The organism is Streptomyces racemochromogenes (assembly GCF_044129415.1).
GTDB lineage: Bacteria > Actinomycetota > Actinomycetes > Streptomycetales > Streptomycetaceae > Streptomyces > Streptomyces racemochromogenes_A.
Genome location: NZ_JBBDHD010000039.1, coordinates 29,238 through 51,219, shown reverse-complemented (window position 1 = coordinate 51,219; position 21,982 = coordinate 29,238). Strand labels below are relative to the sequence as shown.

Below are 21,982 nucleotides of genomic sequence, written 5' to 3'. Positions count from 1 at the left end.
GGCGGGGTCAGGAGGGGCGCGCCGCCCCCGCCGCGTCGAGCGCCGCGGTCGCGTCCCGTTCGATCTGGCGCAGCAGCGGCCCGGGATCGTCCTGGAAGTAGAAGTGGCCGCCGTCGAGCACGCGCAGGCCCAGGAAGCGCTCCGTGTGCCCCGCCCAGCCGGCCATCCGCGCCGGTGAGGCGTGCGCGTCGCCGGCACCCGCGTAGGCGGACAGCGCCACCGGCAGCGGGCCCGCGCCGGGAGCCGGGCGCCACTCCTCCACCAGCCGCAGGTCCGCCCGTATGACCGGCTCGAACACCGACCACAGCTCCGGGTCGTCGAAGATCCCGTCGGGCGTGCCCCCGAGCAGGTTCAGCCGGCTGCGCAGCTCGGCGTCGGGCAGCTCGTGGTACGGCTCGGCCGGACCCGCGGGCTGCGGCGCGGTCCGCGCGGAGACGCCGATCCACACGGGCGGCGGCAGACCCCGGCGGGCCGCCCGCCGGGCGATCTCATAGGCGACGAGGGCGCCCATACTGTGGCCGAAAAGGGCGTACGGACACGTGAGTTCGGCCTCGATGCCGTCCAGCAGGAACTCGGCGAGGCGGCCCGCGTCCGTGATCGGCGGCAGGTCGAGGAGGAAGCCGTGGCCCGGGGCGTCCAGCAGCCGCACGTCCCAGGTGTCCGGCAGCCCGGCCGGCCAGTGGCGGTACGGCAGGTGCGATCCGCCCGCGTGGTGCAGGACGAACAAGCGCAAGGCAGGACGTGTGCTGTCCATCTCTCTCCCTCGGATCGGGCCGCGCACCCCCGCACCATAGAGCGGCGCCCGGCCCGCGGGGTGCGGGCATCAGGTGGTCTGTGCCGCGGGTGTGGCGGCTCTCCAACGATCCTCAGGCGGCGCGGCCCCGGCGCCTGGCGACGGGCCGCGAGCGGGACTCGACCGTGTCTCAAAAGGGCCGTGTATACAGTGGGCGCCGAGTCGGACCGGCAAGCGGGCAGCCCAGCCCGGACCACACCCGCGATCCGGCCCCGCAAGGCCGGGACACCGCACCACCGCTCGAACCGGAGCGCCGGACGCCCTGTCGAACCACGCCGATCGGCGAACCCGCTCCCGCTTCCCGTATCCCCGGCCCGGCGGTCTTCCCTTCCCGAGTCACCCCATGACAGTTAAGGAAGTGTCACGTGAGCACGAACCCCTTCGACGACGGGGACGGCCGCTTCCACGTCCTGGTCAACGACGAGGACCAGCACTCCCTGTGGCCGGTGTTCGCCGAGGTCCCCGCCGGCTGGCGGGTGGTCTTCGGCGAGGCGGACCGGGCCGCGTGCCTGGAGTACGTCGAGCGGAACTGGACCGACCTGCGCCCCAAGAGCCTGCGCGAGGCCATGGCGGCCGACTGAGCCGCCGGCCGCCCGCGGGCCGCACACCCGCGTACCGCCGCCGCCCGCGCAGCACACGGGCGGGCCGGACGCGGTGGAACGACGGCGGCCGCGCCCCGGGACTGCCCGGCGCGCGGCCGGCCGGCGCCAGCCAGACACTCTGAATGGGGGATGAAGATCGTGAGCGGCGCTGCGAGAACCGTGGGCGGCCACCGGACCCGGCCGACGGGTCACGGCGGTGGGCCCGCGCAGGGCGATGTGGTCCTGTCCTTCGTCGGGCCCCAGGCCGAGGTGCGCAAATCGGGGATGATCCTCCCGCCGAACCTGCCCGAGCGGTCCTGGGAACAGATCGGCACCAACCTGCGCGAGCTCGGGAACTCCTCGGCGTGGTGGCTCGCCGACTGGCTCCGTTTCGGGGAGGCCGCCTATGGCTGGCGGCGCTACAAGGAGGCCATCGAGCGCACCGGCCTCGACTACCAGACCCTGCGCAACTACGCCTGGGTGGCGCGGCGGTTCGACCACCACCGCAGGCGCGACGGCCTCAGCTTCGCCCACCACGCCGAGGTGGCCCGCCTGGCGCCCCCCGAGCAGGACTACTGGCTGCGCAAGGCCGAACAGCAGAAGTGGTCGCGCAACGAGCTCCGCCGGGCGGTCCGCGCCAGCCTGGCCGTGCAGAACGACACGGCCGCCCTCCCCCGGGACGGGGACGGCGACGAGCCCGGGGTCTCCCGGCTGGCCGGACCGGCGGCCGCCGCGGAACGCGGCCGGCAGGTCACGACGCTCACCATCGAGCTCTCCGCCGACCAGCTGGAACACCTCTCGAAGACGGCCGCCGCGCACGGCCTGCCCGTCGACAAGTGGGTGACCCGGCTCATCGAGTCCGCCGACCGCAAGACCGCCTAGCGCGGTGACGCCCGGCCCCGCGGTCCGCTCCCCGTCCCCGTGGTGCGCCGGCGGCCCGCCGGCGGGCACCCCTCACACCGGAGCCAGTTGATGATCCTTCAGGGAAAGCGGGTCGCCCTGCCCCCGGCACCCGTCGTCCACGGACAGTTCGAGGCGCACGCGCGGGCCACCCCCGACGCCGTCGCCGTCTTCCGGGCGGGCCACCGGGTGACGTACGCCGAGCTGGACGCGCGGGCGAACCGGTTCGCGCACCTCCTCCTCGCCCGCGGCGCCGGCCGCGGCGCCACGGTCGGCGTGTGCCTCGACTACTCGGCCGACATGCTCGTCGCCATCCTCGGGACGCTGAAGGCGGGCGCCGCCTACGTACCGTTCGACCCGGCCTACCCGCCGGCCCGGCTCCGGCTGCTGCTGGACCGGGTCCCCGGACTGGCCCTCATCGTCGCCTCCCCGGCGACGGCCCCGCTGATCGGGCCGGCGCCCGTCGAGGTCGTCGGCTTCGAGGAGCTGGCCGCGCCGCTGGCGGCGCTCCCGGCGACCTCCCCCGGCGTCGAGGTCACCGGGGACGACGTGTGCTACGCCGTCTTCACGTCCGGGTCGACCGGCACGCCGAAGCTGACCGCCGTGCGCCACGAGGGCTGGTTCAACCTGATGAACTGGCTGAAGCTGGAGTACGGCCTGCACGCGGGGTCGCACAACCTCGTCGTCAGCGCCTTCGGGTTCGACCTCTCCCAGCGCGCCCTGATGACACCGCTGTTCTGCGGCGCGACCCAGTACCTGATGGCGAGCCGCAACTTCGACCCCATGCTGGCCTACCGGATGCTGGACGAGCACGACATCCGCACGGTGCACTGCGCCTCCAGCACGCTGTACCTGCTGGTGGACTGGGAGACCGCACGCGGCGGCGACGCCCTCACCCGGCTCGACTACGTCCTCTTCGGCGGCGAGCCGCTGAAGACCGAACGGCTCGCGCACTGGGCGCGCCGCGAGGGCAACGGCTGCACCCTGCTGCACCAGTACGGCGTCGCCGAGTGCACGGACGTCGCGACCTCCTACGACCTCGCCCGCCACCGGCCCGGGGCGCAGGAGGTCGCACCGGTCGGCAGGCCGGCCCACAACACCGACATCCACCTCCTCGACGAGGCGCTGCGCCCCGTCGAGGCGGGGGAGCAGGGCGAGATCTGCATCTCCGGGACCGGCGTCGGCGCCGGCTACCTGGGCGCCGCCGGCCCCGAGAACGCGAAGTTCACGACCGTCGAGGTCGACGGGGCACCCCGCAGGCTGTACCGCACGGGCGACCGCGGCTATGTGAACGAGGACGGCGACCTCGTCGTCCTCGGCCGGATCGACGCACAGGTGAAGGTGCGCGGCATGCGCATCGACCCCGCCGACGTCGAGCGGGCGCTCGGCAGGCTGGCCGGGGTCCGGGAGGCCGCCGTCGCCGTCACGTACACCGGCTCCGGCGACGCGGAGCTGTCCGCGTTCGTCGTCCCGGCGGGCGAAGACCTCGCCGAGGACGAACTGCGCGCCCGCCTCCTGGAGGACCTGCCGCGGAACATGGTGCCGGCCAGGTTCAGGAACATCCCGCGGATCCCGCTCAGCCCGCACGGAAAAGTGGACCGCGCGGCGCTGGCCGACGCGATAGCGAGAGGAATCTGATGATTGCCGACGGTGTGCGCGCCATCTGGTGCCGGGAGTTCCAGCGCGACGACATAGCCCCCGACGACGACTTCTTCGCCCTCGGCGGCCAGTCCCTGATCATGACCAAGATCCAGGGCGCCTACATCGAGGAGCTGGGCGTCGAGGTCCCGATGGACCAGATGTTCCTCAACCCGACGGTCGCGTCGATCTCCGCCTACATCGAATCGCACCGGTGAGGGGCGCCGCCGTGGAGGACTACGACGTCATCGTCATCGGAGCCCGCTGCGCGGGCTCGCCGACGGCCATGCTCTTCGCCCGGCGCGGCTACCGCGTCCTGCTGCTGGAGAAGGCCCGCTTCCCGCAGGACACGCTGTCCTCGCACTACATCCACATGCAGGGCGTGGCCCTGCTGAACCGGTGGGGACTGCTGGAGCGGATCCGCGAGACGGGCGCCACGCCCATCACCCACGAGCGCTACGAGGGCCCCGGCGTCCGCATCGACGGCTTCTCCCTGCCGATGGACGGGCTGACGGCCACGTACGCGCCCAGGCGTTACGTGCTCGACCCGATCCTCGCCGAGGGCGCCGTGGCGGCCGGCGTGGAGTTCCGGGAGGGCTGCGCCGTCAACGACCTGCTCCGCGAGGACGACCGCGTCGTCGGCGTGCGCCACACCACGCCCGGCGGGGCCGAGGCGACCGCCCGGGCGCGCCTGGTCGTCGGCGCGGACGGCATGCGCTCGCTGGTGGCCCGCAAGGCCGGCGCCCCGTACGTCATCGAGCACCCGCGGGCCACCTGCGTCTACTACAGCTACTGGTCCGGGGTCCCCTCCAGCTTCGAGCTGTACGAGCGGCCGGGTCGCTGGGTCGCCGCCGTCCCCACCAACGACGACCTCAAGCTGATCATGACGTACTTCCCGCAGGCCGACTACAACGAGGTCCGCAGGGACGTCGAGCCCGCCTACCTCGAAGCCGTCCGCACCACCGCCCCCGACCTGTACGAGCGGATGCGCGCGGGCAGCCGCGTGGAGCAGATGTACGGCACGGGCCACCAGGAGAACTTCTTCCGCAAGGCCTACGGGCCCGGCTGGGTGCTGGTCGGCGACGCCGTCAACCACAAGGACTCCATCACCGCCCGCGGGATCACCGAGGCGTTCGTCCAGGCCCAGTCGCTCACCGACCTCATCGGGGACGGACTGCACGAGGACGCCGCGCTCCGGCGCGCGCTGCGCCGCTACGAGAGCGAACTGGGCAACGAGGCGCACAGCCAGTACCAGGGCGCGCTCAACGTGGCCGAGCTCAAGCCCGAGGGGCGCACCGAGATGCTGCGCAAGCTGGTCGGCCACCAAGAGCACGTCGACCGGTACTTCTCCACGCTGTCCGGCGCGATTTCCATCGACGACTTCTACAACGAAGAACTCTTGACCTTGCTCGACCAGAGCTGAGCGACGACCGACCTGCTCCCTGGTTCGCCGAATTTGGAGACACAATGATCCCGTTGTCGTTCGCGCAGCGCCGGCTGTGGTTCGTGGACCGGTTCGAAGGCCCTTCGCCGACCTACAACGGCGCGTTCGCCCTGCGGCTGACCGGTGAGCTGGACGCGGGCGCGCTGGAGGCGGCGCTCCGCGACGTCGTCGACCGGCACGAGGTCCTCCGCACGGTGATCGTCGAGGGCGACGACGGCGTCCCGCACCAGCGGGTCCTGGCGTCCGGGGAGCAGCCGATCGCCCTGCCGGCGATCGAGGTCACGCCGCGGGAGCGGGCGGCGGCCGTCGACCGGGCGGCCAAGGAGACCTTCGACCTGGCCGCCGACGTGCCGATCCGCGCCACGCTCCTGCGGACCGGCCCGCGCGAGCACACCCTGGTGCTCGTGGTCCACCACATCGCCCTGGACGGGGAGTCCCTGGGACCGCTGCTGCGCGACCTCGCCGACGCGTACGCGGCCCGCCGGGAGGGGGCGGCCCCGGCGTGGGAGCCGCTCCCCGTGCAGTACGCGGACTACACGCTGTGGCAGCAGGACGTGCTCGGCGACGAGTCCGACCCCGACAGCCTGGCCGCCGGGCAGCTGGCCTACTGGCGCGAGGCCCTGGCCGGCATGGCACAGCCGCTGGCCCTGCCCACCGACCGCCCGCGCCCCAAGCGGACCCGCCCCGACGGCGGCCTGGTCCGCTTCCCGGTCGAGCCCGAACTGCTCGCCGCCGTGGAGAAGCTGGCCGCCGAACAGGACATCACCGTCTCCATGGTCATGCACTCGGCGCTGGCGGTGCTCCTGCACCACCTCGGCTGCGGCGACGACATCCCCATCGGCGCGCCGATCGCGGGCCGCACCGACGAGGAACTGCGCGACCTCGTCGGCTTCTTCGTCAACACCTGGGTGCTGCGCGTCGACCTCTCCGGCAACCCGACCTTCCGCGAGCTGCTGCGGCGGGTGCGCGACCGTGCCCTGGCCGCCTACGACAACCAGGACATCCCCTTCGAGCGGCTGGTGGAACTGCTCAACCCCGACCGGTCCACCGCCTACCACCCCTTCTTCCAGGTGATGCTCGCCTGGCAGGAACCCCTGGGACGGCTGGAGTTCGCCGGCCTCGACGCCGAGTCCAAGACGCTGGAGACCGGAACGGCCAAGTTCGACCTGTTCTTCAACATGATCCCGGAGCCCTCGGGCGGGGCGGGCGTCCGCCTGGAGTACGCCACCGACCTGTTCGACCGGGACACCGTCGAGTCCCTCGCGGCCCGTTTCGTCCGCGTGCTCGGCGCCCTCACCTCCGACTCGGACCGCACCGTGGGCGCCGTCGACGTGCTCGGCGACGCCGAACGCAAGCTGCTGCTCGACCGGTACAACGACACCGCCGCCGAGCTGCCCCCGCTGACCGTCCCGCAGCTGTTCGAGGCGCAGGCCGCCAGGACGCCGGACGCCCCGGCCCTGGTCCACGACGGCCGCACGCTGACCTACCGCGAGCTCGACGAGCGGGCCAACGCCGTCGCCTGGGAGCTCATCCGGCACGGGGCCGGGCCCGAGGACCTGGTCGCGCTGGCCCTGCCGCGCACCGAGGACCTCGTCGTCGGCCTGCTCGGCATCCTCAAGTCCGGCGCCGGCTACGTGCCGCTGGACCCGCAGTACCTCGCCGGCCGGGCCCGGACCGTGCTGTCCGAGGCCCGCCCGCGCCTGGTGCTCACGGACACCGCGACCGCCCGCGACCTGCCGGAGCACGACGTCCCCGTCGTCCGCCTCGACGGGCGCGCCGCCTGGGACACCCCCGAGGGGGCCCCGGACGACGCCGGCCGGACCGCGCCGCTGGCTCCGGACAACCTGGCGTACGTCATGTACACCTCCGGCTCCACCGGCAAGCCCAAGGGCGCGGCCATCACCCACCGCGGCGTGGTCAACGGCGTACGGGAACTCGTGCGCGTCCTCGACGTACCGCCCGGCTGGAAGATGCTGTGCGGCACCTCCGTCAACTTCGACGTCTCCGTCTTCGAGCTGCTGACCACCCTCTCCACCGGCGGTACCGCCGAACTCGTGGAGAACGCGCTGGCGCTCGCCGAGCGGGACGCCTGGGACGGCCACGTCCTCAGCGGCGTCCCCTCGGTGCTCGGGGAACTGGCCGGCCACCTGGACAAGGCGCCCGGCGTCCGCGCGGTCGTCTTCGCGGGCGACGTGCTCCCCGCCCGGCTCGTCCGCCAGGTCCGCGAGGCCCTGCCCGGCGCACGGATCGTGAACTCCTACGGGCAGAGCGAGAGCTTCTACGCCACCGCCTTCGCCCTCGCCGCCTCCGAGGAGTGGGACCGGGGGGAGGTCGCGCCCATCGGCACCCCGCTCGGCAACATGCGGGCCTACGTGCTCGGCCCGGGCCTCACCCCCGTCCCGCAGGGCGTCATCGGGGAGCTGTACGTGGTCGGCACCTGCCTGGGGCGCGGCTACCACGACCGCCCGGGCCTGACCGCCGAGCGCTTCGTGGCCAACCCCTTCGGCCCCCCGGGCGAGCGGATGTACCGCACGGGCGACCTGGCCCGCTGGAACCCGCAGGGCCGGCTGGAGTGCGTCGGCCGCGGCGACGGCCAGGTCAAGGTGCGCGGCTTCCGCATCGAGACCGCCGAGGTCGAGGCGGCGCTCACCGCCCACCCCGGCATCGCCGAGGCCGTGGTCATCGGCCGCGAGGCCCCCGCGGGCGGCAAGCGGCTCGTCGCGTACGTGGTGCACACCGGCGAGGGGGCCGTCGGCGACGACGGGGCCGGCGGCATCGGCGACGTGGACGTCCAGGCCGGCGCCTCGGCCGCCGAACTGCGCGCGTTCGTCTCCGCCCGGCTGCCCGACTACATGGTGCCCTCGGCCTTCGTGGCCGTCGGTCGGCTGCCGCTCGGCCCGACCGGCAAGCTGGACCGCTCGGCGCTGCCCGAACCGGAGTACCTGGGCGGGGCCTACCGGGAGCCGCGCACCGAGGCCGAGAAGATCATCACCGCCGCGTACGCGGACGTGCTCGGCGTCGACCGGGTCGGCGTCGACGACGACTTCTTCGCCGTCGGCGGCGACAGCCTGCGCTCCATCCAGGTCGTGGCCCGGGCCCGCGCCAGGGGCCTGGACCTCACCACCCGGGAGATCTTCGAGTGCCGTACGGCGGCCCGGCTGGCCGAGGCGGCCGCCGACCGCCGCGACCCGGTGCCCGTCCTCGCCGAGCCGGAGGGCGGCGGCATCGGTCCGCTGCCGCTCCAGCCGGTCGCCCGGCACGTGTTCGAGCACGGCGGCGGGATGAACCGTTTCGCCATGTCCCTCGTGCTGGACCTGCCCCAGGGCATCGACGGGGCCGGGCTGGCCGCCGTCCTCGACGCCGTCCTCGACCGCCACGACCTCCTGCGCTCCCGGCTGGTGCACGGCGCGGACGGGCCCTCCCTCGTCGTGGGCCCGCAGGGCACCGTACGGGCCGCGGACCTCATCCGCCGCGTACCCGTGCCCGGCGGCTGGGACGACCCCGCGGCGCTCGACGCGGCGAAGGCGGAACTGGACCGCGCGGCCGGCCGCCTCGACCCCGCCGCCGGCACCATGGCCGACTTCGTCTGGTTCGCCGCGGACTCCGGCGAAGGCCGGCTCCTCATGGTCCTGCACCACCTCGTCGTGGACGGGGTCTCCTGGCGCATCCTCGTCTCCGACCTCGCCGAGGCCTGGCAGGAGGTCCGCTCCGGGCGGACCCCCGAGCTGCCCGCCGTCGCCACCTCCGCCCGCGGCTGGGCGGCGGCCCTGGCGTCCGAGGCGATCTCCCCGGAGCGGGAGGAGGAGCTGGACCACTGGCGCGACGTGCTGGAGTCGGCCAACCTCCCGCTGGGGGAGCGGGCCTTCGACCCGGCCGTCGACACGATGGCCACCCTCGACACCGTACGGGTGCGGCTGCCCGCCGAGGTCACCGAGGCCGTGCTGACCCGGCTCCCCGCCGCGTTCAGGGCCACCGGCACCGACGTGCTGCTCGCCGCCCTCGCCCTCGCGGTGAACCGCTGGCGCGGGGACGACCGTTCGACCCTGGTCCGGCTGGAGGGCCACGGCCGCGAGGAGGACGCCGTCCCCGGCGCCGACCTCTCCCGCACCGTCGGCTGGTTCACCAGCATGTACCCGGCCCGGGTCGACGTCGGGGGCGTGGACCCGGCCGGCGTCCTGGCCGGCGGCCCCGCGGCCGGCCGGGCCGTCAAACTCGTCAAGGAACAGCTGCGGGCCGTCCCCGGCAAGGGCCTCGGCTACGGCCTGCTGCGCTGGCTCAACGAGGAGACCGCGGACCGCCTGGAGGAGTACGCCGCCCCGCAGATCGGCTTCAACTACCTGGGCCGGATCTCCGGTTCGGACGTGCCCGAGCACCTGCGCGGCCAGGGCTGGGCCCCGTCCGACTGGTCCTCCGAGCTGATCCCGCTGCCCGACCCGGACCTGCCCGCGCTGTCCGCGCTGGAGGTCAACTCGGTCGTCACCGACACCGGCGACGGCCCCCGCCTCCAGACCGTCTTCATGTTCCCCACCGGCGTGCTCTCCCGCGCCCGCGCCCGCGAACTGGCCGACCTGTGGGTCGAGGTGCTGCACGGCATGGCCGCGTACGCCGCCCGCCCCCAGGCCGGCGGGCTCACCCCCTCCGACGCCCCGCTCGTCGCCGTGACGCAGCAGGAGATCGAGCAGTGGGAGGAGCGCTACGGCCGCCTCGCCGAGGTGTGGCCGCAGGCCCCCGGCCAGTCCGGCATCCAGTTCCAGGCGGCGCTCGCCGACGGCACCTTCGACGTCTACCACATGCAGTTCGTGCTCCACCTGTCCGGACCCGTCGACCCGGACCGCATGCGGGCGGCCGGGCAGGCGCTCCTCGACCGGTACCCGAACCTGCGCTCCGCGTTCCTCGCCGCCGCCGGCGGCGACCCGGTCCAGGTCGTGGCCGAGCACGTCGCCGTACCCTGGCGGCACCTCGACCTGACCGGCCGCGGCGAGGCCGAGCAGGACGCGGCGCTCGACCGGGCCCTCGCCGAGGACCGGGCCGACCAGCTCGACCCCACCCGGCCGCCGCTCATCCGCCTGGCCCTGCTCACCTGCGGACCCGAGCGGGCCAAGCTCATCGTCACCGCCCACCACACCCTCTTCGACGGCTGGTCCTCACCGCTGGTCATCAAGGACCTGGTCCGGCTGTACGCCGGCGACGCAGAGCTCGCCCCCGTCCGCGGCTACGGCGACTACCTGGCCTGGCTCTCCCGCCAGGACCGGGAGGCCTCCGCCACCCGGTGGAGGCAGGAGCTCGACGGCTTCGAACAGCCGACCCTCGTCGCCTCGGACCGCACCGCCGAAGGGGAGGCCACGGCCCTCGGCCGCGTCGAGGTCCCGTTCTCCATCGACCAGGGCCGCGAACTCGCCCGCCGCGCCGCCGAACTCGGCGTCACGCTCAACACCCTCCTCCAGGGCGCCTGGGCGGTCGTCCTGTCGAAGCTGACCGGGCAGCAGGACGTGGTCTTCGGCGCCGCCGTCAACGGCCGCCCCGCGGACCTCGCCGGCTCCGACGAGATGGTCGGCCTGTTCATCAACACCCTGCCCACCCGCGTCCGCTGCCGGCCGGGCGACACCGTGCGCGAGGTCGTCACCGACCTCCAGGACCGGCAGGTCTCCCTCCTCGACCACCACTACTACGGCCTGGCCGACATCCAGCGCGGCGTCGGACTGCCCTCCCTGTTCGACACCATCGTCGTCTTCGAGAACTACCCGATCGACCGCGAGGGCATAGTCGAGGCCAACGAGTCGGCGGGCTTCACCATCGACGCCATCCGCCCCTTCGCCGGCTCGCACTACCCGCTCACCCTCAACTCCTCCGACCCCTACCTGCGGCTGTCCCTCGACTACCAGACCACCCTCTTCGACCGCGCCGCGGCCGAGGCCGTCGCCGCCCGGCTCGTCCGGGTGCTGGAACAGGTCCTCGAAGACCCCGCCACCCCCGTCGGCGCCGTGGACGTGCTCTCGGCGGACGAACGCCACCGGCTGGTCGAACAGGTCAACGACACCGCGCACCCCGTGGCCGAGGACACCCTGCCCGGCGCGTTCGAGGCGCAGGTCCGGCGCACCCCCGACCGCGTCGCGCTGATCGGCGAGCACGAGACCCTCACCTACGACGCGTTCAACCGCCGCGCCAACCGGCTGGCGCACTGGCTGGTGGAGCAGGGCGCGGGCCCCGAGCGGCTGGTCGCCGTCAAGGTCCCCCGCTCCGTGGACCTGATGGTGGCGATCCACGCCGTCGTGAAGTCCGGGGCCGCCTACGTCCCCGTCGACACCGAACTGCCCGAGGACCGGGTACGGCTCGTCCTGGACGGCGCGAAGCCGCTGCTCGTCCTCGACGCCGACCTCCCGGACGTCTCCGGCTACCCGGACACGGACCCCGTACGCGTCCTCTCCCCGGACCACGCCGCGTACGTCATCTTCACCTCCGGCTCCACCGGCCGCCCCAAGGGGGTCCAGGTGGCCCACCGGGCGATCATGAACCGGCTCAGGTGGGGCCTGTCCCACTTCGACGTCACCCCCGAGGACCGGGTCCTGCTCAGCACGACGGCGAGCTTCGACGTCTCGGTCCCCGAGATCTTCGCACCGCTCCAGACCGGCGCCGCCGTGGTCATCGCCCGCCCGGACGGCCGCCGCGACCCCGCCTACCTCGCCGACCTGATCCGGCGCGAGCGGGTGACCGGCGCGGACTTCGTCCCCTCCCTGCTGGAGGCCTTCGCGGCCGAACCCGCCGCCGCGGACTGCGACAGCCTGCGCTGGATCGAGGTCGCCGGCGAGGCCTTCCCGCCCGCCCTGGCCAACAAGGTCGCCGCCCTCCTGCCCGGACTCGGCGTGTACAACCTCTACGGACCCACCGAGGCCTCCGTCGAGGTCACGGCCCACCGCCACGTACCCGGCGCGCAGCGGGTCCCGATCGGCGCACCGGTGTGGAACACCCGGGTGTACGTGCTCGACGCCGCGCTGCGCCCGGTCGCCCCCGGCGTCCCCGGGGAGCTGTACCTGGCCGGCACCGGACTCGCCCGCGGCTACCTCGGCCAGACCGGCCTCACCTCGGAGCGCTTCGTCGCCTGCCCGTTCGGCGAGCCCGGCGGCCGGATGTACCGCACCGGCGACGTCGTCCGCTGGAACGCCGACGGGCAGGTCGAGTACATCGGCCGCTCCGACTTCCAGGTCAAGCTCCGCGGCTTCCGCATCGAGCTCGGCGAGATCGAGCAGGCGATCGCCGCGCACCCGGACGTCGAGACCGCCGTGGCCCTGGTCCGGGAGGACCGGCCCGGCGACCAGCGCCTGGTCGTCTACGCCGTCCCGGCGGCCGGCCGGACCCCGCAGGGGCTGGACCCGGCGGCCCTGACGGACCTGGCCCGCGAGCACCTGCCGGAGTACATGGTGCCCTCGGCGGTCGTCCCGCTCGCCGCGCTCCCCTCCACCCCCAGCGGCAAGCTCGACCGCAAGGCGCTGCCCGCACCCGACCTGCCCGCCCGGACCGGGGCCGGACGGGGCCCGCGCAACCCCACCGAGGAAGTCCTCTGCCGGCTGTTCGCCGAACTGCTGGGCGTGGAGGAGATCGGCATCGACGTCGACTTCTTCGACCACGGCGGGCACTCGCTGCTGGCCACCCGGCTCACCGGACGCGTCCGCAACGCCCTCGACGTCGACGTGAAGGTCACGACCGTGTTCCGCAACCCGACCGTCGCCCGGCTGGCGGAGCGGATCGCGGAACTGGCCGGGTCGACGTCGAACCGCCCCCAGCTGCGCCCCCGACTGGGGCAGACGACCGTATCGGAGCAGGCCCGATGATCCCGCTGTCCTTCGCGCAACGCCGGATGTGGTTCCTCCACCGCCTGGAGGGCCCGTCCGCGACCTACAACATCCCGTTCGTGCTGCGCCTCGACGGGCCCCTGGACACGGACGCCCTGGCCGCGGCGGTGCGCGACGTCGTCACCCGGCACGAGAGCCTGCGCACCCTGATCACCGAGGACGCCGACGGAACGCCGGAGCAGCTGATCCTCTCGCCGCAGGAGGCCGACCCGGGGCTGCGGGTGGCCGACGTGTCCGCCGACGCGGTGGACGCCGCCCTGCGCGCGGCCGTGGCCGAGCCCTTCGACCTGGACACCGAAGTGCCCCTGCGGGCCACCGTCCTGCGGATCGCACCGCAGGAGCACGTCCTGGCGTTCGTCTTCCACCACATCGCGGCCGACGGCGCCTCGATGGGCCCGTTCCTGCGCGACCTGACGCAGGCCTACGCCGCCCGCCACGCCGGCAGCGGGCCGGACTGGGAGCCGCTCCCCGTCCAGTACAAGGACTACACGCTCTGGCAGCAGCAGCTGCTGGGCGACGAGGAGGACCCCGAGAGCATCGCGGCGGGCCAGCTGGACTACTGGCGCCGCGAACTGGCCGACGTGCCGCAGCCGGTGAACCTGCCGCTGGACCGGCCCCGCCCGGCCGTGGCGAGCCACCGCGGCGGCCACGTCTCCTTCGAGCTGGAACCCGGACTGGTCGGCCGGCTCTCGAAGCTGGCCGCCGAACACGGCGCCACCGCCCCGATGGCCGCCCAGGCCGCGCTGGCCGTCCTGCTGCACAAGCTGGGCGGCGGCGAGGACGTCACCATCGGCAGCCCCATCGAGGGCCGCACCGAGGAAGCGCTGTCCGAACTCATCGGGTTCTTCGTCAACACCTGGGTCCTGCGCGCCGACCTGTCGGGCAACCCTTCCTTCGGCGACCTGCTGGACCAGGCCCGGGACAAGGCCCTCGCCGCGTACGACCACCAGGACGTCCCCTTCGAGCGGCTCGTGGAACTGATCGGCCTGGACCGCTCCACCTCCTACCAGCCGCTGTTCCAGGTGATGCTGGCGTGGCAGTTCGTCTGGCCGGAGATCCGGATGCCCGGACTGCGGGTCACCCCCGTCGCCCTGGGCACCGACACCGCCAAGTTCGACCTGTTCTTCAACATCGTCCCGGACGCCTCCGGGCGCGCGCACGGCCGCCTGGAGTACGCGGCCGAACTGTTCGACCACTCCACGGCCGTCGCCGTCGTCGACCGGTTCGTCCGCATCCTGGAGCAGGCGGTGGCCGACCCCGCCCTGCGCGTCGCCGACCTCGACGTCCTCGACGCGGACGAGCGCCGGTGGTTGCTCGACACGGCCAACGACACGGCCGGACCCACCCTGGAACCCGGTCTGGTGGAGGCCGTCGCCCGCCACGCCCGCACGTCACCCGACGCCCCCGCCGTCCTCGCCGAGGACGAGACGCTGACCTACGCCGAGCTCGAAGCGCGGGCCGGCCGGCTGGCGCACTGGCTCACCGGCCGCGGGGTGGGCCCCGAATCCCTGGTCGCCGTCCGCCTGCCCCGCTCGGCGGACCTCGTCGTCGCCCTGCTCGCGGTCCTCAGGACGGGCGCGGCCTACGTCCCCGTCGACCCGGACCACCCGCAGGCGCGCATCGAGTACATCCTCGCCGACTCCCGCCCGGCGCTCGTCCTCGACGCCGAGACCATGGCCGCCGCCCGGGACGGCGCCGTCCGGCCCGGCCCGGCGCCCGTCCCGCGGGTCCGCCCGGACCACACCGCGTACGTCATCTACACCTCGGGCTCCACCGGCAACCCCAAGGGCGTCGCCGTCCCGCGCGGAGCCCTGGACAACTTCCTCGCCACCCTGGGCCGGACGGTCCCGCTGTCCCCCGCCGACCGGTGGCTCGCCGTGACCACGGTCTCCTTCGACATCGCGGCCCTGGAGCTGTACCTCCCGCTGGTCCACGGCGCGGCCGTGGTCCTCGCCGGCAAGGACACCCTCTCCGACCCGTCACAGGTCGCGGCCGTGCTGCGCCGCCACCGGGTCACCGTGGTCCAGGCGACCCCGGCGTTCTGGCAGGTGCTGCTCCAGTACGAGCCGGACGCCGCCCGGGGCCTGCGGGTCCTCACCGGCGGCGAGGCCCTCCCCGCCAGGCTGGCCGGGACCCTCGCCGACGGCGCCGCCGAGGTGTTCAACGTGTACGGCCCCACCGAGACCACCATCTGGTCCACCCTGGCGCCCGTCGCGGCCGGGACCGGCGTGTCGATCGGCACCCCGATCGGAAACACGCGGGTGTACGTCCTGGACGCCCGGCTGAACCCCGTCCCGCGCGGGGTCCAGGGCGAGCTGTACATTGCCGGAGACGGTCTGGCGCGCGGCTACCAGGGCCGCCCGGACCTGACCTCCGAGCGCTTCACGGCCTGCCCGTTCGGCCCCGCCGGCGCCCGCATGTACCGCACCGGCGACCTGGTGCGCTGGTCCGCCGACGGCCGCCTGGAATACCTCGGGCGCACCGACTTCCAGGTGAAGGTGCGCGGCTTCCGCATCGAACTGGGCGAGATCGAGAAGGCCCTGGCCGCCCACCCCGGCGTGGCCCAGGCCGTGGTCGTGGTGCGCGAGGACCGCGAGGACGACAAGCGGCTCGTGGGCTACGTGGTCCCCGACCCGGACGCCGCGGCCGCCGACGCCGACGACCAGGTCGACGAATGGCGCCAGGTCTACGACGAGACGTACGCCGGCTCCGGCGACGAGGCGCTCGGCGAGGACTTCGACCTGTGGACTTCCTCCTACGACGGCGACCCCATCCCGCGCGAGCAGATGCGGGAGTGGCAGGACGCCGCCGTGGCGCAGGTGCTGCGGTACGCGCCCCGCCGGGTGCTGGAGATCGGCGTCGGCTCCGGCCTGCTCCTGGCGAAGATCGTCGGCGAGGTCGAGGAGTACTGGGGCACCGACATCTCCGCCACCGTCGTCGACCGCGTCCGCCGGCAGGCCGAACAGGCCGGCCACGGCGATCGGGTCCGGCTGAGCGCCCAGGCCGCGGACGACGTCTCCGGGCTGCCCCGCGGCGCGTTCGACACCGTCGTCCTCAACTCGGTGGTGCAGTACTTCCCCGGCGCCGGCTACCTCGACCGGGTGCTGGCCCGGGTCATGGACCTGCTCGCGCCCGGCGGCCGGGTGATCGTCGGCGACGTCCGCAACGCCGCGACCCTGCGGACGCTGCTCACCGCGACGCAGCGCGCCGCCCACCCGTACGCGGCGCCCGGAGAACTGCGCAGCCTGGTGGAGAAGGCCCTGCTCGCCGAACGGGAACTGGTCGTCGCCCCCGAGTGGTTCACGGAATGGGCGCGGGGCCGCCCCGTCGCCGTCGACATCCGGCTGAAGGCGGCGGACGCGCACAACGAGCTGACCCGGCACCGCTACGAGGTCGTCCTGCACAAGGAGCCGGCCGACGCCCTCGACCTGGCCGGCGTACCGGCCGTGCCCTGGCAGGGCCGGGAGTCCGACCTCGCCGAACTGGCCCTGCGGGTGGACCGGACGGGCCCCCTGCGGGTGACGGGGATCCCCAACGCCCGGCTGGCCGAGGAGTCCGCCGCCGCCGTCACGGCGGGCGTCCTCGACCCCGCGCCCGCCCCGGCCGCCGCCCCCGCCGACCCGGAGGCACTGCGCCGCGCGGCCCGCGCCCACGGCCGGGACGCGGTCGTCACCTGGTCCGGGGAGGACCCGCACCGCTTCGACCTGCTCCTGCTGGCCGCCCCGCAGCCCGGGGCGCGGATCGTCACCGGCGCCTTCACCGCCGCCCCCGGCGGCGGGCGGATCCGGACGAACGACCCCGCCCTCGCCAAGGCGGTCGGCCCGCTGCTGGCCCGGCTCCCCGAGTACCTGCGCGGACGCCTCCCGGACTACATGGTGCCCACCGCGCTCGTGCCGCTCTCGCGGATCCCGCTGACCCCGAACGGCAAGCTCGACCGGCGGGCCCTCCCGGTACCGGACTACGCCCGGGTCTCGACCGGCCGGGCGCCGCGCAACCCGCGCGAGGAGGCCCTCTGCGCCCTCTTCGCCGACGTGCTGGGCCTGGAACGGGTCGGCGTCGACGACGACTACTTCGCCCTCGGCGGGGACAGCATCCGCTCCATCCGGGTCGTCGCCCGCGCCAAGGCCCGCGGCATGACGATCACCGTGCGGGAGATCTTCGAACACCGCACGGCCGCCCGGCTCGCGGAACTGGTCGACGAGCGGGACGAGGAGACCCCCGCCCTGCCCGAACTGCCCGGCGGCGCCGTCGGCCGGGCCCCACTGCCCCCGGCGGCCGCACGCCTCCTCGCGCACGGCGACGCCCTCGGCCGGCTGTGCACCGCCCGGGTGCTGACCCTGCCCGAGGGGGTCGGCCGCGCGGAACTGGCCGCGGCGGTACGGGCCCTGCTGGACCGGCACGACGTACTGCGCGCCCGGCTCGACCGGGACGGGCCTGCCCTGCTCGTCGAGCCGCCCGGCGGCGTCGACGCCGACGCCCTGCTGAGGGAGGTCCGCGGCGACGACGTCCAGGCCGAGCTCGACGCCGCGGCGGGCCGTCTGGACCCGGACGCGGGCGTCATGGCCCAGTTCGTCCGGCTCACCCCCGACACGGGCGCCGACCGGCTGCTGATCGTCGCGCACCGCCTCGTCGTGGACCGGGCGTCGTGGCCGGTCCTGCTCGCCGACCTGGTCCGCGCCGGGCAGCAGGCGCGCGGGGGCCGCACCCCGGAGCTGCCCCGGACGGGCACCTCGTACCGCCGGTGGGCCCACGCCCTGGCCGACGCCGCGCCCGCCCGCCCGCAGCCGGCCCCCTACGAGGAGGAGCACCCGCTCGGGGCGCCGCAGCCGGATCCGGGGCGCGGCCCCGCCCCCACCGCTGACACGGTCCGGGTCCGGGTCCCGGCGCGGGTCACGGCGGCCCTGCTGGACCGGCTGCCCGCGCTGTTCCGCGCCGGCGCCGAGGACGGCCTGGTCACCGCGCTCGCACTGGCACTGGCCCGCCACGGGGAGAGCGGCGGCCTGCCGGGGACCCCGGCGACGGTCCGCCTGGAGGGGCGGGACCGGGACGGGCAGCGGGTGCCCGGCGCCGACCTGTCCCGCACCGTCGGATGGTTCACCCCGGACGTCCCCGCCCGGCTGGACCTGGCCGGCGTCGACCTCGCCGACGCGCTCGCCGGCGGACCGGCCGCCGGCCGGGCCCTGAAGGCCGTCAAGGAGCAGGTGCGGGCCGCGGCCGGACACGACGGCGCCGCCGCACCGCGCATCGGGTTCACCTACCGCGGCCGGCCCTCCGCCGCCGAGCAGCTGCCCGAGGACCTCCGCGGCCTGGGCTGGGCACCCGACCCCGCGCACCCGCACCCCGCCACCGCCCCGGACCCGTCGTCCGTCCTGGAGATCGACGCGGTGGCCGTCCCCGGCCCCGGGGGCGAGGAACTCACCGCCTCCTTCGCCTTCTCCCCCCAGGTGCTCTCCCGCGAGGAGGCGACCGGGCTGGCCGGACTGTGGGTCGGGGCGCTGACCGCCCTGGCCGCGCACGCCGACACCCCCGGCGCCGGCGGGATGACCCCGTCCGACGCACCGCTCGTGAAGGTGACCCAGCAGGAGATCGACACCTGGGAGGCCCGCTACGGCAGGCTGGCCGAGATCTGGCCGGCGACCCCGACCCAGGCCGGGATGCTCTTCCACACGCAGCTCGCCGGAACCTCGTTCGACCCGTACCACAACCAGCTCGTCTTCCACCTCTCCGGCGACGTCGACCCGGAGCGCATGCGCCGCGCCGGCCAGGCCCTGCTGGACCGCCACCCCGTGCTGCGCGCCGCGTACGCCGACCGGGCCGACGGCGACGTCGTCCAGGTCGTACCGGCCGAAGGGGTGACCCTGCCCTGGCGGCACCTCGACCTGGCCGCGGTCGCCGAGGACGCGCGGACCGCCGCGTTCGAGGGCTTCCTCGCCGAGGACCGCGCCGCCCACTTCGACGTGGACGCGCCCCCGCTCTTCAGGCTCTCCCTCGTCACGCCGGAACCCGGCCGCGCCGAACTCGTGATGACCTCCCACCACGTCCTGTTCGACGGCTGGTCCACCCCCCTGCTCATGCGGGACCTGCTGCTGCTCTACGGCTCCCGCGGCGACCCGGCCGCCCTGCCCGGGGCCCCCGGCTTCGGCGACTTCCTGGCCTGGCGCGCCCTGCAGGACGAGGAGGAGTCCGCCCGCGCGTGGACGGCCGAACTCGACGGGGCCGAGGAGCCCACCCTGCTCGCCCCCGGCTCCCAGGGCATCGGCGACGAGGGCGTCGCCCAGCTCGACGTGGACCTCCCGGCCGGCGAGGCGCGCGCCCTGGCGTCCCGCGCCGCCGAACTGGGCGTCACCCTCAACACCCTGGTCCAGGGTGCCTGGGCGCTGCTGCTCGGCCGGCTCACCGGCCGCCGCGACGTGGTGTTCGGCGCCACCGTCTCCGGACGCCCGCCCGCCGTGGCGGACGTCGACGCCATGGTCGGGATGTTCATCAACACCCTCCCCGTACGCGTCGCGTACGCGCCCGGCGACACCCTCGCCGAGGTCCTCACCCGGCTCCAGGACCGGCAGGCCCGCCTGCTGGAGCACCACCACCGCGGCCTCACCGAGATCCAGCGGGCCGTCGGCCGGCAGTCCCTCTTCGACACCCTGTTCGTCTTCGAGTCCTACCCCGTGGACCGGGAGGGCCTGGCCGCCGCCGGCGCCGCCGCCGGCGGGATCGCCTTCACGGGCCTGCGCCCCGCCACGGCCACCAACTACCCGCTCGCCCTGATGGCGGCGGCCGACCCGCACCTCCAGCTCGTCTTCCAGTACGCGCCGGGCGTCTTCGGCCGGGACGCGGTGGAGGTCATCGCAGACCGCCTCGTACGCGTCCTGCGGCAGCTGGCGGCCACCCCGGAGCTGGAGGTCGCCCGGCTCGACGTCCTGGACCCGGCCGAACGCGACCGGCTGCTCACCGCCTTCAACGCCACCGCCGTGCCCACCCCGGACACCACCGTCGGCGGGCTCGTCGCCGCCCAGGCCGCCCGGACCCCCGACGCGGTGGCCCTGGTCGCGCCCGACGCGTCCCTCACGTACGCCGAGCTGGACGCCCGGGCCGAGGGCCTGGCGCGCGAACTGGCCCGGCGCGGCGTGGGACGGGAGTCCCTCGTGGCCCTCGCCCTGCCGCGCACGGCGGACCTGGTCGTCGCCCTGCTCGCCGTCCTCAAGGCGGGCGGCGCGTACCTGCCGGTCGACCCCCGCTACCCCAGCCGGCGCCTGGCGGCCATCTTCGCCGAGGCCCGCCCCCGCCTGGTGCTCACCGACGCCGCGACGCTCCCCGTCCTGCCGGAGCACGACGCCCCCGACCTCCTCCTCGACACCCTCGACGCCCTCGACGCCCGCGGCCCCTCCCCGGACGCCGCACCCCTCCCGGCGGTCCACGCGGACCAGCTGGCGTACGTGATGTACACCTCCGGCTCCTCGGGCCGGCCCAAGGGCGTCGCCATCAGCCACGCGAACATCGTCAACGGGGTGCTGGAGCTCGCCCCCCGCGTGGGGATGGCACCCGGCAAGCGGCTCCTCGCGGGCACCTCCGTCAACTTCGACGTCTCGGTGTTCGAGCTCTTCACCACCCTGGCCTCCGGCGGGGTCGTCGAACTGGTCCGGGACGTCCTGGTCCTGGGCGAGCGCGCGGAGGGCTGGAACGGCGCCGTCGTCTCCACCGTCCCCTCCGCCTTCGCCGAACTCGTCGACGCCCTCGCCGGCCGCACCGGGGTGGAGACGCTCGTCTTCGCCGGCGAGGCCCTGCCCTCCTCGCTCGTCGACCGGGTGCGGGAGGCCTTCCCCGGCGTCCGGGTCGTCAACGCCTACGGGCAGAGCGAGTCCTTCTACGCCACCGCCCACACCGTCCCCGAGGGCGGCGCGGGCCGGCCCGGCAGCGCGCCCGTCGGCACCCCGCTCGGCAACATGCGGGCCTACGTCCTCGGCCCCGACCTGGCACCGCTGCCCCAGGGCGCCGTCGGCGAGCTGTACGTCGGAGGGAACGTGGGCCGCGGCTACCAGGGCCGCGCCCCCCTGACGGCCGACCGCTTCGTGGCCGACCCGTTCGGCCCGGCCGGCTCGCGCATGTACCGCACCGGCGACCTGGCCCGCTGGAACGCCGACGGGCAGCTGGAGTACGCCGGCCGCGGCGACGCGCAGGTCAAGGTGCGCGGCTTCCGCATCGAACCCGGCGAGGTCGAGGCCGCGCTCACCGCGCACCCCGGCGTCGCCCAGGCGGCCGTCACCGCCCGGCAGGCGGCGCCCGGTTCCGGCAGCCGGCTCGTCGCCTACGCGGTGCCGGCGGACGGCGCGGACGCGGGGGCCGCCGTGGACGCCGAGGAGCTGCGCCGGTTCACCGCCGAGCGGCTGCCCGAGTTCATGGTGCCCTCGGCCTTCGTCCTCCTGGACCGGCTGCCGCTGATGCCCAACGGCAAGCTCGACCGGGCCGCGCTGCCCGAGCCGGAGCTCACCGGCGCCGCCCCCTACCGTGCGCCCCGCAGCGCCCGCGAGGAGGCCCTGGCCGCGCTGTTCGCCGAGGTGCTCGGGCTGGAGCGGGTCGGCATCGACGACGGCTTCTTCGAGCTCGGCGGGCACTCCCTGCTCGCCACCCGGCTGATCAGCCGCGCCCGCGCCGAGATGGGGCTGGAGATACCCATCCGCAAGATCTTCGACCTGCCGACCGTGGCCGCGCTCGCCCCGTGGCTGGAGGAATCGGCCGTTCCGCGCCGCCCCAGTCTGCGCCAGATGTTCGTATGAGGAGTGAA

8 protein-coding genes are annotated in these 21,982 nt (G+C 74.8%); 7 read left to right on the top strand and 1 reads right to left on the bottom strand.

Annotation, left to right across the window (positions count from 1 at the left end; genetic code table 11):
* Positions 1–7 precede the first annotated feature (7 nt).
* Positions 8–733, bottom strand: a complete 726-nt coding sequence (locus WDV06_RS17410) for a thioesterase II family protein (protein ID WP_395510668.1) — start codon at positions 731–733, stop codon at positions 8–10.
* A gap of 425 nt (positions 734–1,158) precedes the next feature.
* Here WDV06_RS17410 and WDV06_RS17405 point away from each other — a divergent pair, with 425 nt between their 5' ends.
* The 7 genes from WDV06_RS17405 to WDV06_RS17375 all read left to right on the top strand — a co-directional run bounded on the left by WDV06_RS17405 (position 1,159) and on the right by WDV06_RS17375 (position 21,974).
* On the top strand, positions 1,159–1,374 hold the full coding sequence (locus WDV06_RS17405; protein ID WP_351882380.1) for an MbtH family protein: 216 nt from the start codon (positions 1,159–1,161) through the stop codon (positions 1,372–1,374).
* 150 nt (positions 1,375–1,524) lie between these two features.
* Positions 1,525–2,256, top strand: coding sequence for an LmbU family transcriptional regulator (locus WDV06_RS17400; protein ID WP_395510667.1), 732 nt, complete (start codon positions 1,525–1,527; stop codon positions 2,254–2,256).
* A gap of 90 nt (positions 2,257–2,346) precedes the next feature.
* On the top strand, positions 2,347–3,912 hold the full coding sequence (locus WDV06_RS17395) for an amino acid adenylation domain-containing protein (protein ID WP_395510666.1): 1,566 nt from the start codon (positions 2,347–2,349) through the stop codon (positions 3,910–3,912).
* Complete coding sequence (locus WDV06_RS17390; protein ID WP_395510665.1) at positions 3,912–4,130, top strand: phosphopantetheine-binding protein; 219 nt, start codon at positions 3,912–3,914, stop codon at positions 4,128–4,130. The genes WDV06_RS17395 and WDV06_RS17390 overlap by 1 nt, the downstream gene beginning before the upstream one ends.
* Positions 4,127–5,335 carry an NAD(P)/FAD-dependent oxidoreductase gene (locus WDV06_RS17385; protein ID WP_395510664.1) on the top strand — a complete coding sequence of 403 codons (1,209 nt, stop codon included), beginning with the start codon at positions 4,127–4,129 and terminating at the stop codon, positions 5,333–5,335. Before WDV06_RS17390 ends, WDV06_RS17385 begins: the two co-directional genes overlap by 4 nt.
* 44 nt (positions 5,336–5,379) lie before the next feature.
* Positions 5,380–13,182 (top strand): amino acid adenylation domain-containing protein, encoded by a 7,803-nt coding sequence (locus WDV06_RS17380; RefSeq protein WP_395510663.1) that lies wholly within the window; start codon positions 5,380–5,382, stop codon positions 13,180–13,182.
* Entirely contained in the window at positions 13,179–21,974 is an 8,796-nt protein-coding gene (locus WDV06_RS17375; protein WP_395510662.1) for a non-ribosomal peptide synthetase, read from the top strand. Before WDV06_RS17380 ends, WDV06_RS17375 begins: the two co-directional genes overlap by 4 nt.
* The last annotated feature ends 8 nt before the right edge of the window (positions 21,975–21,982 follow it).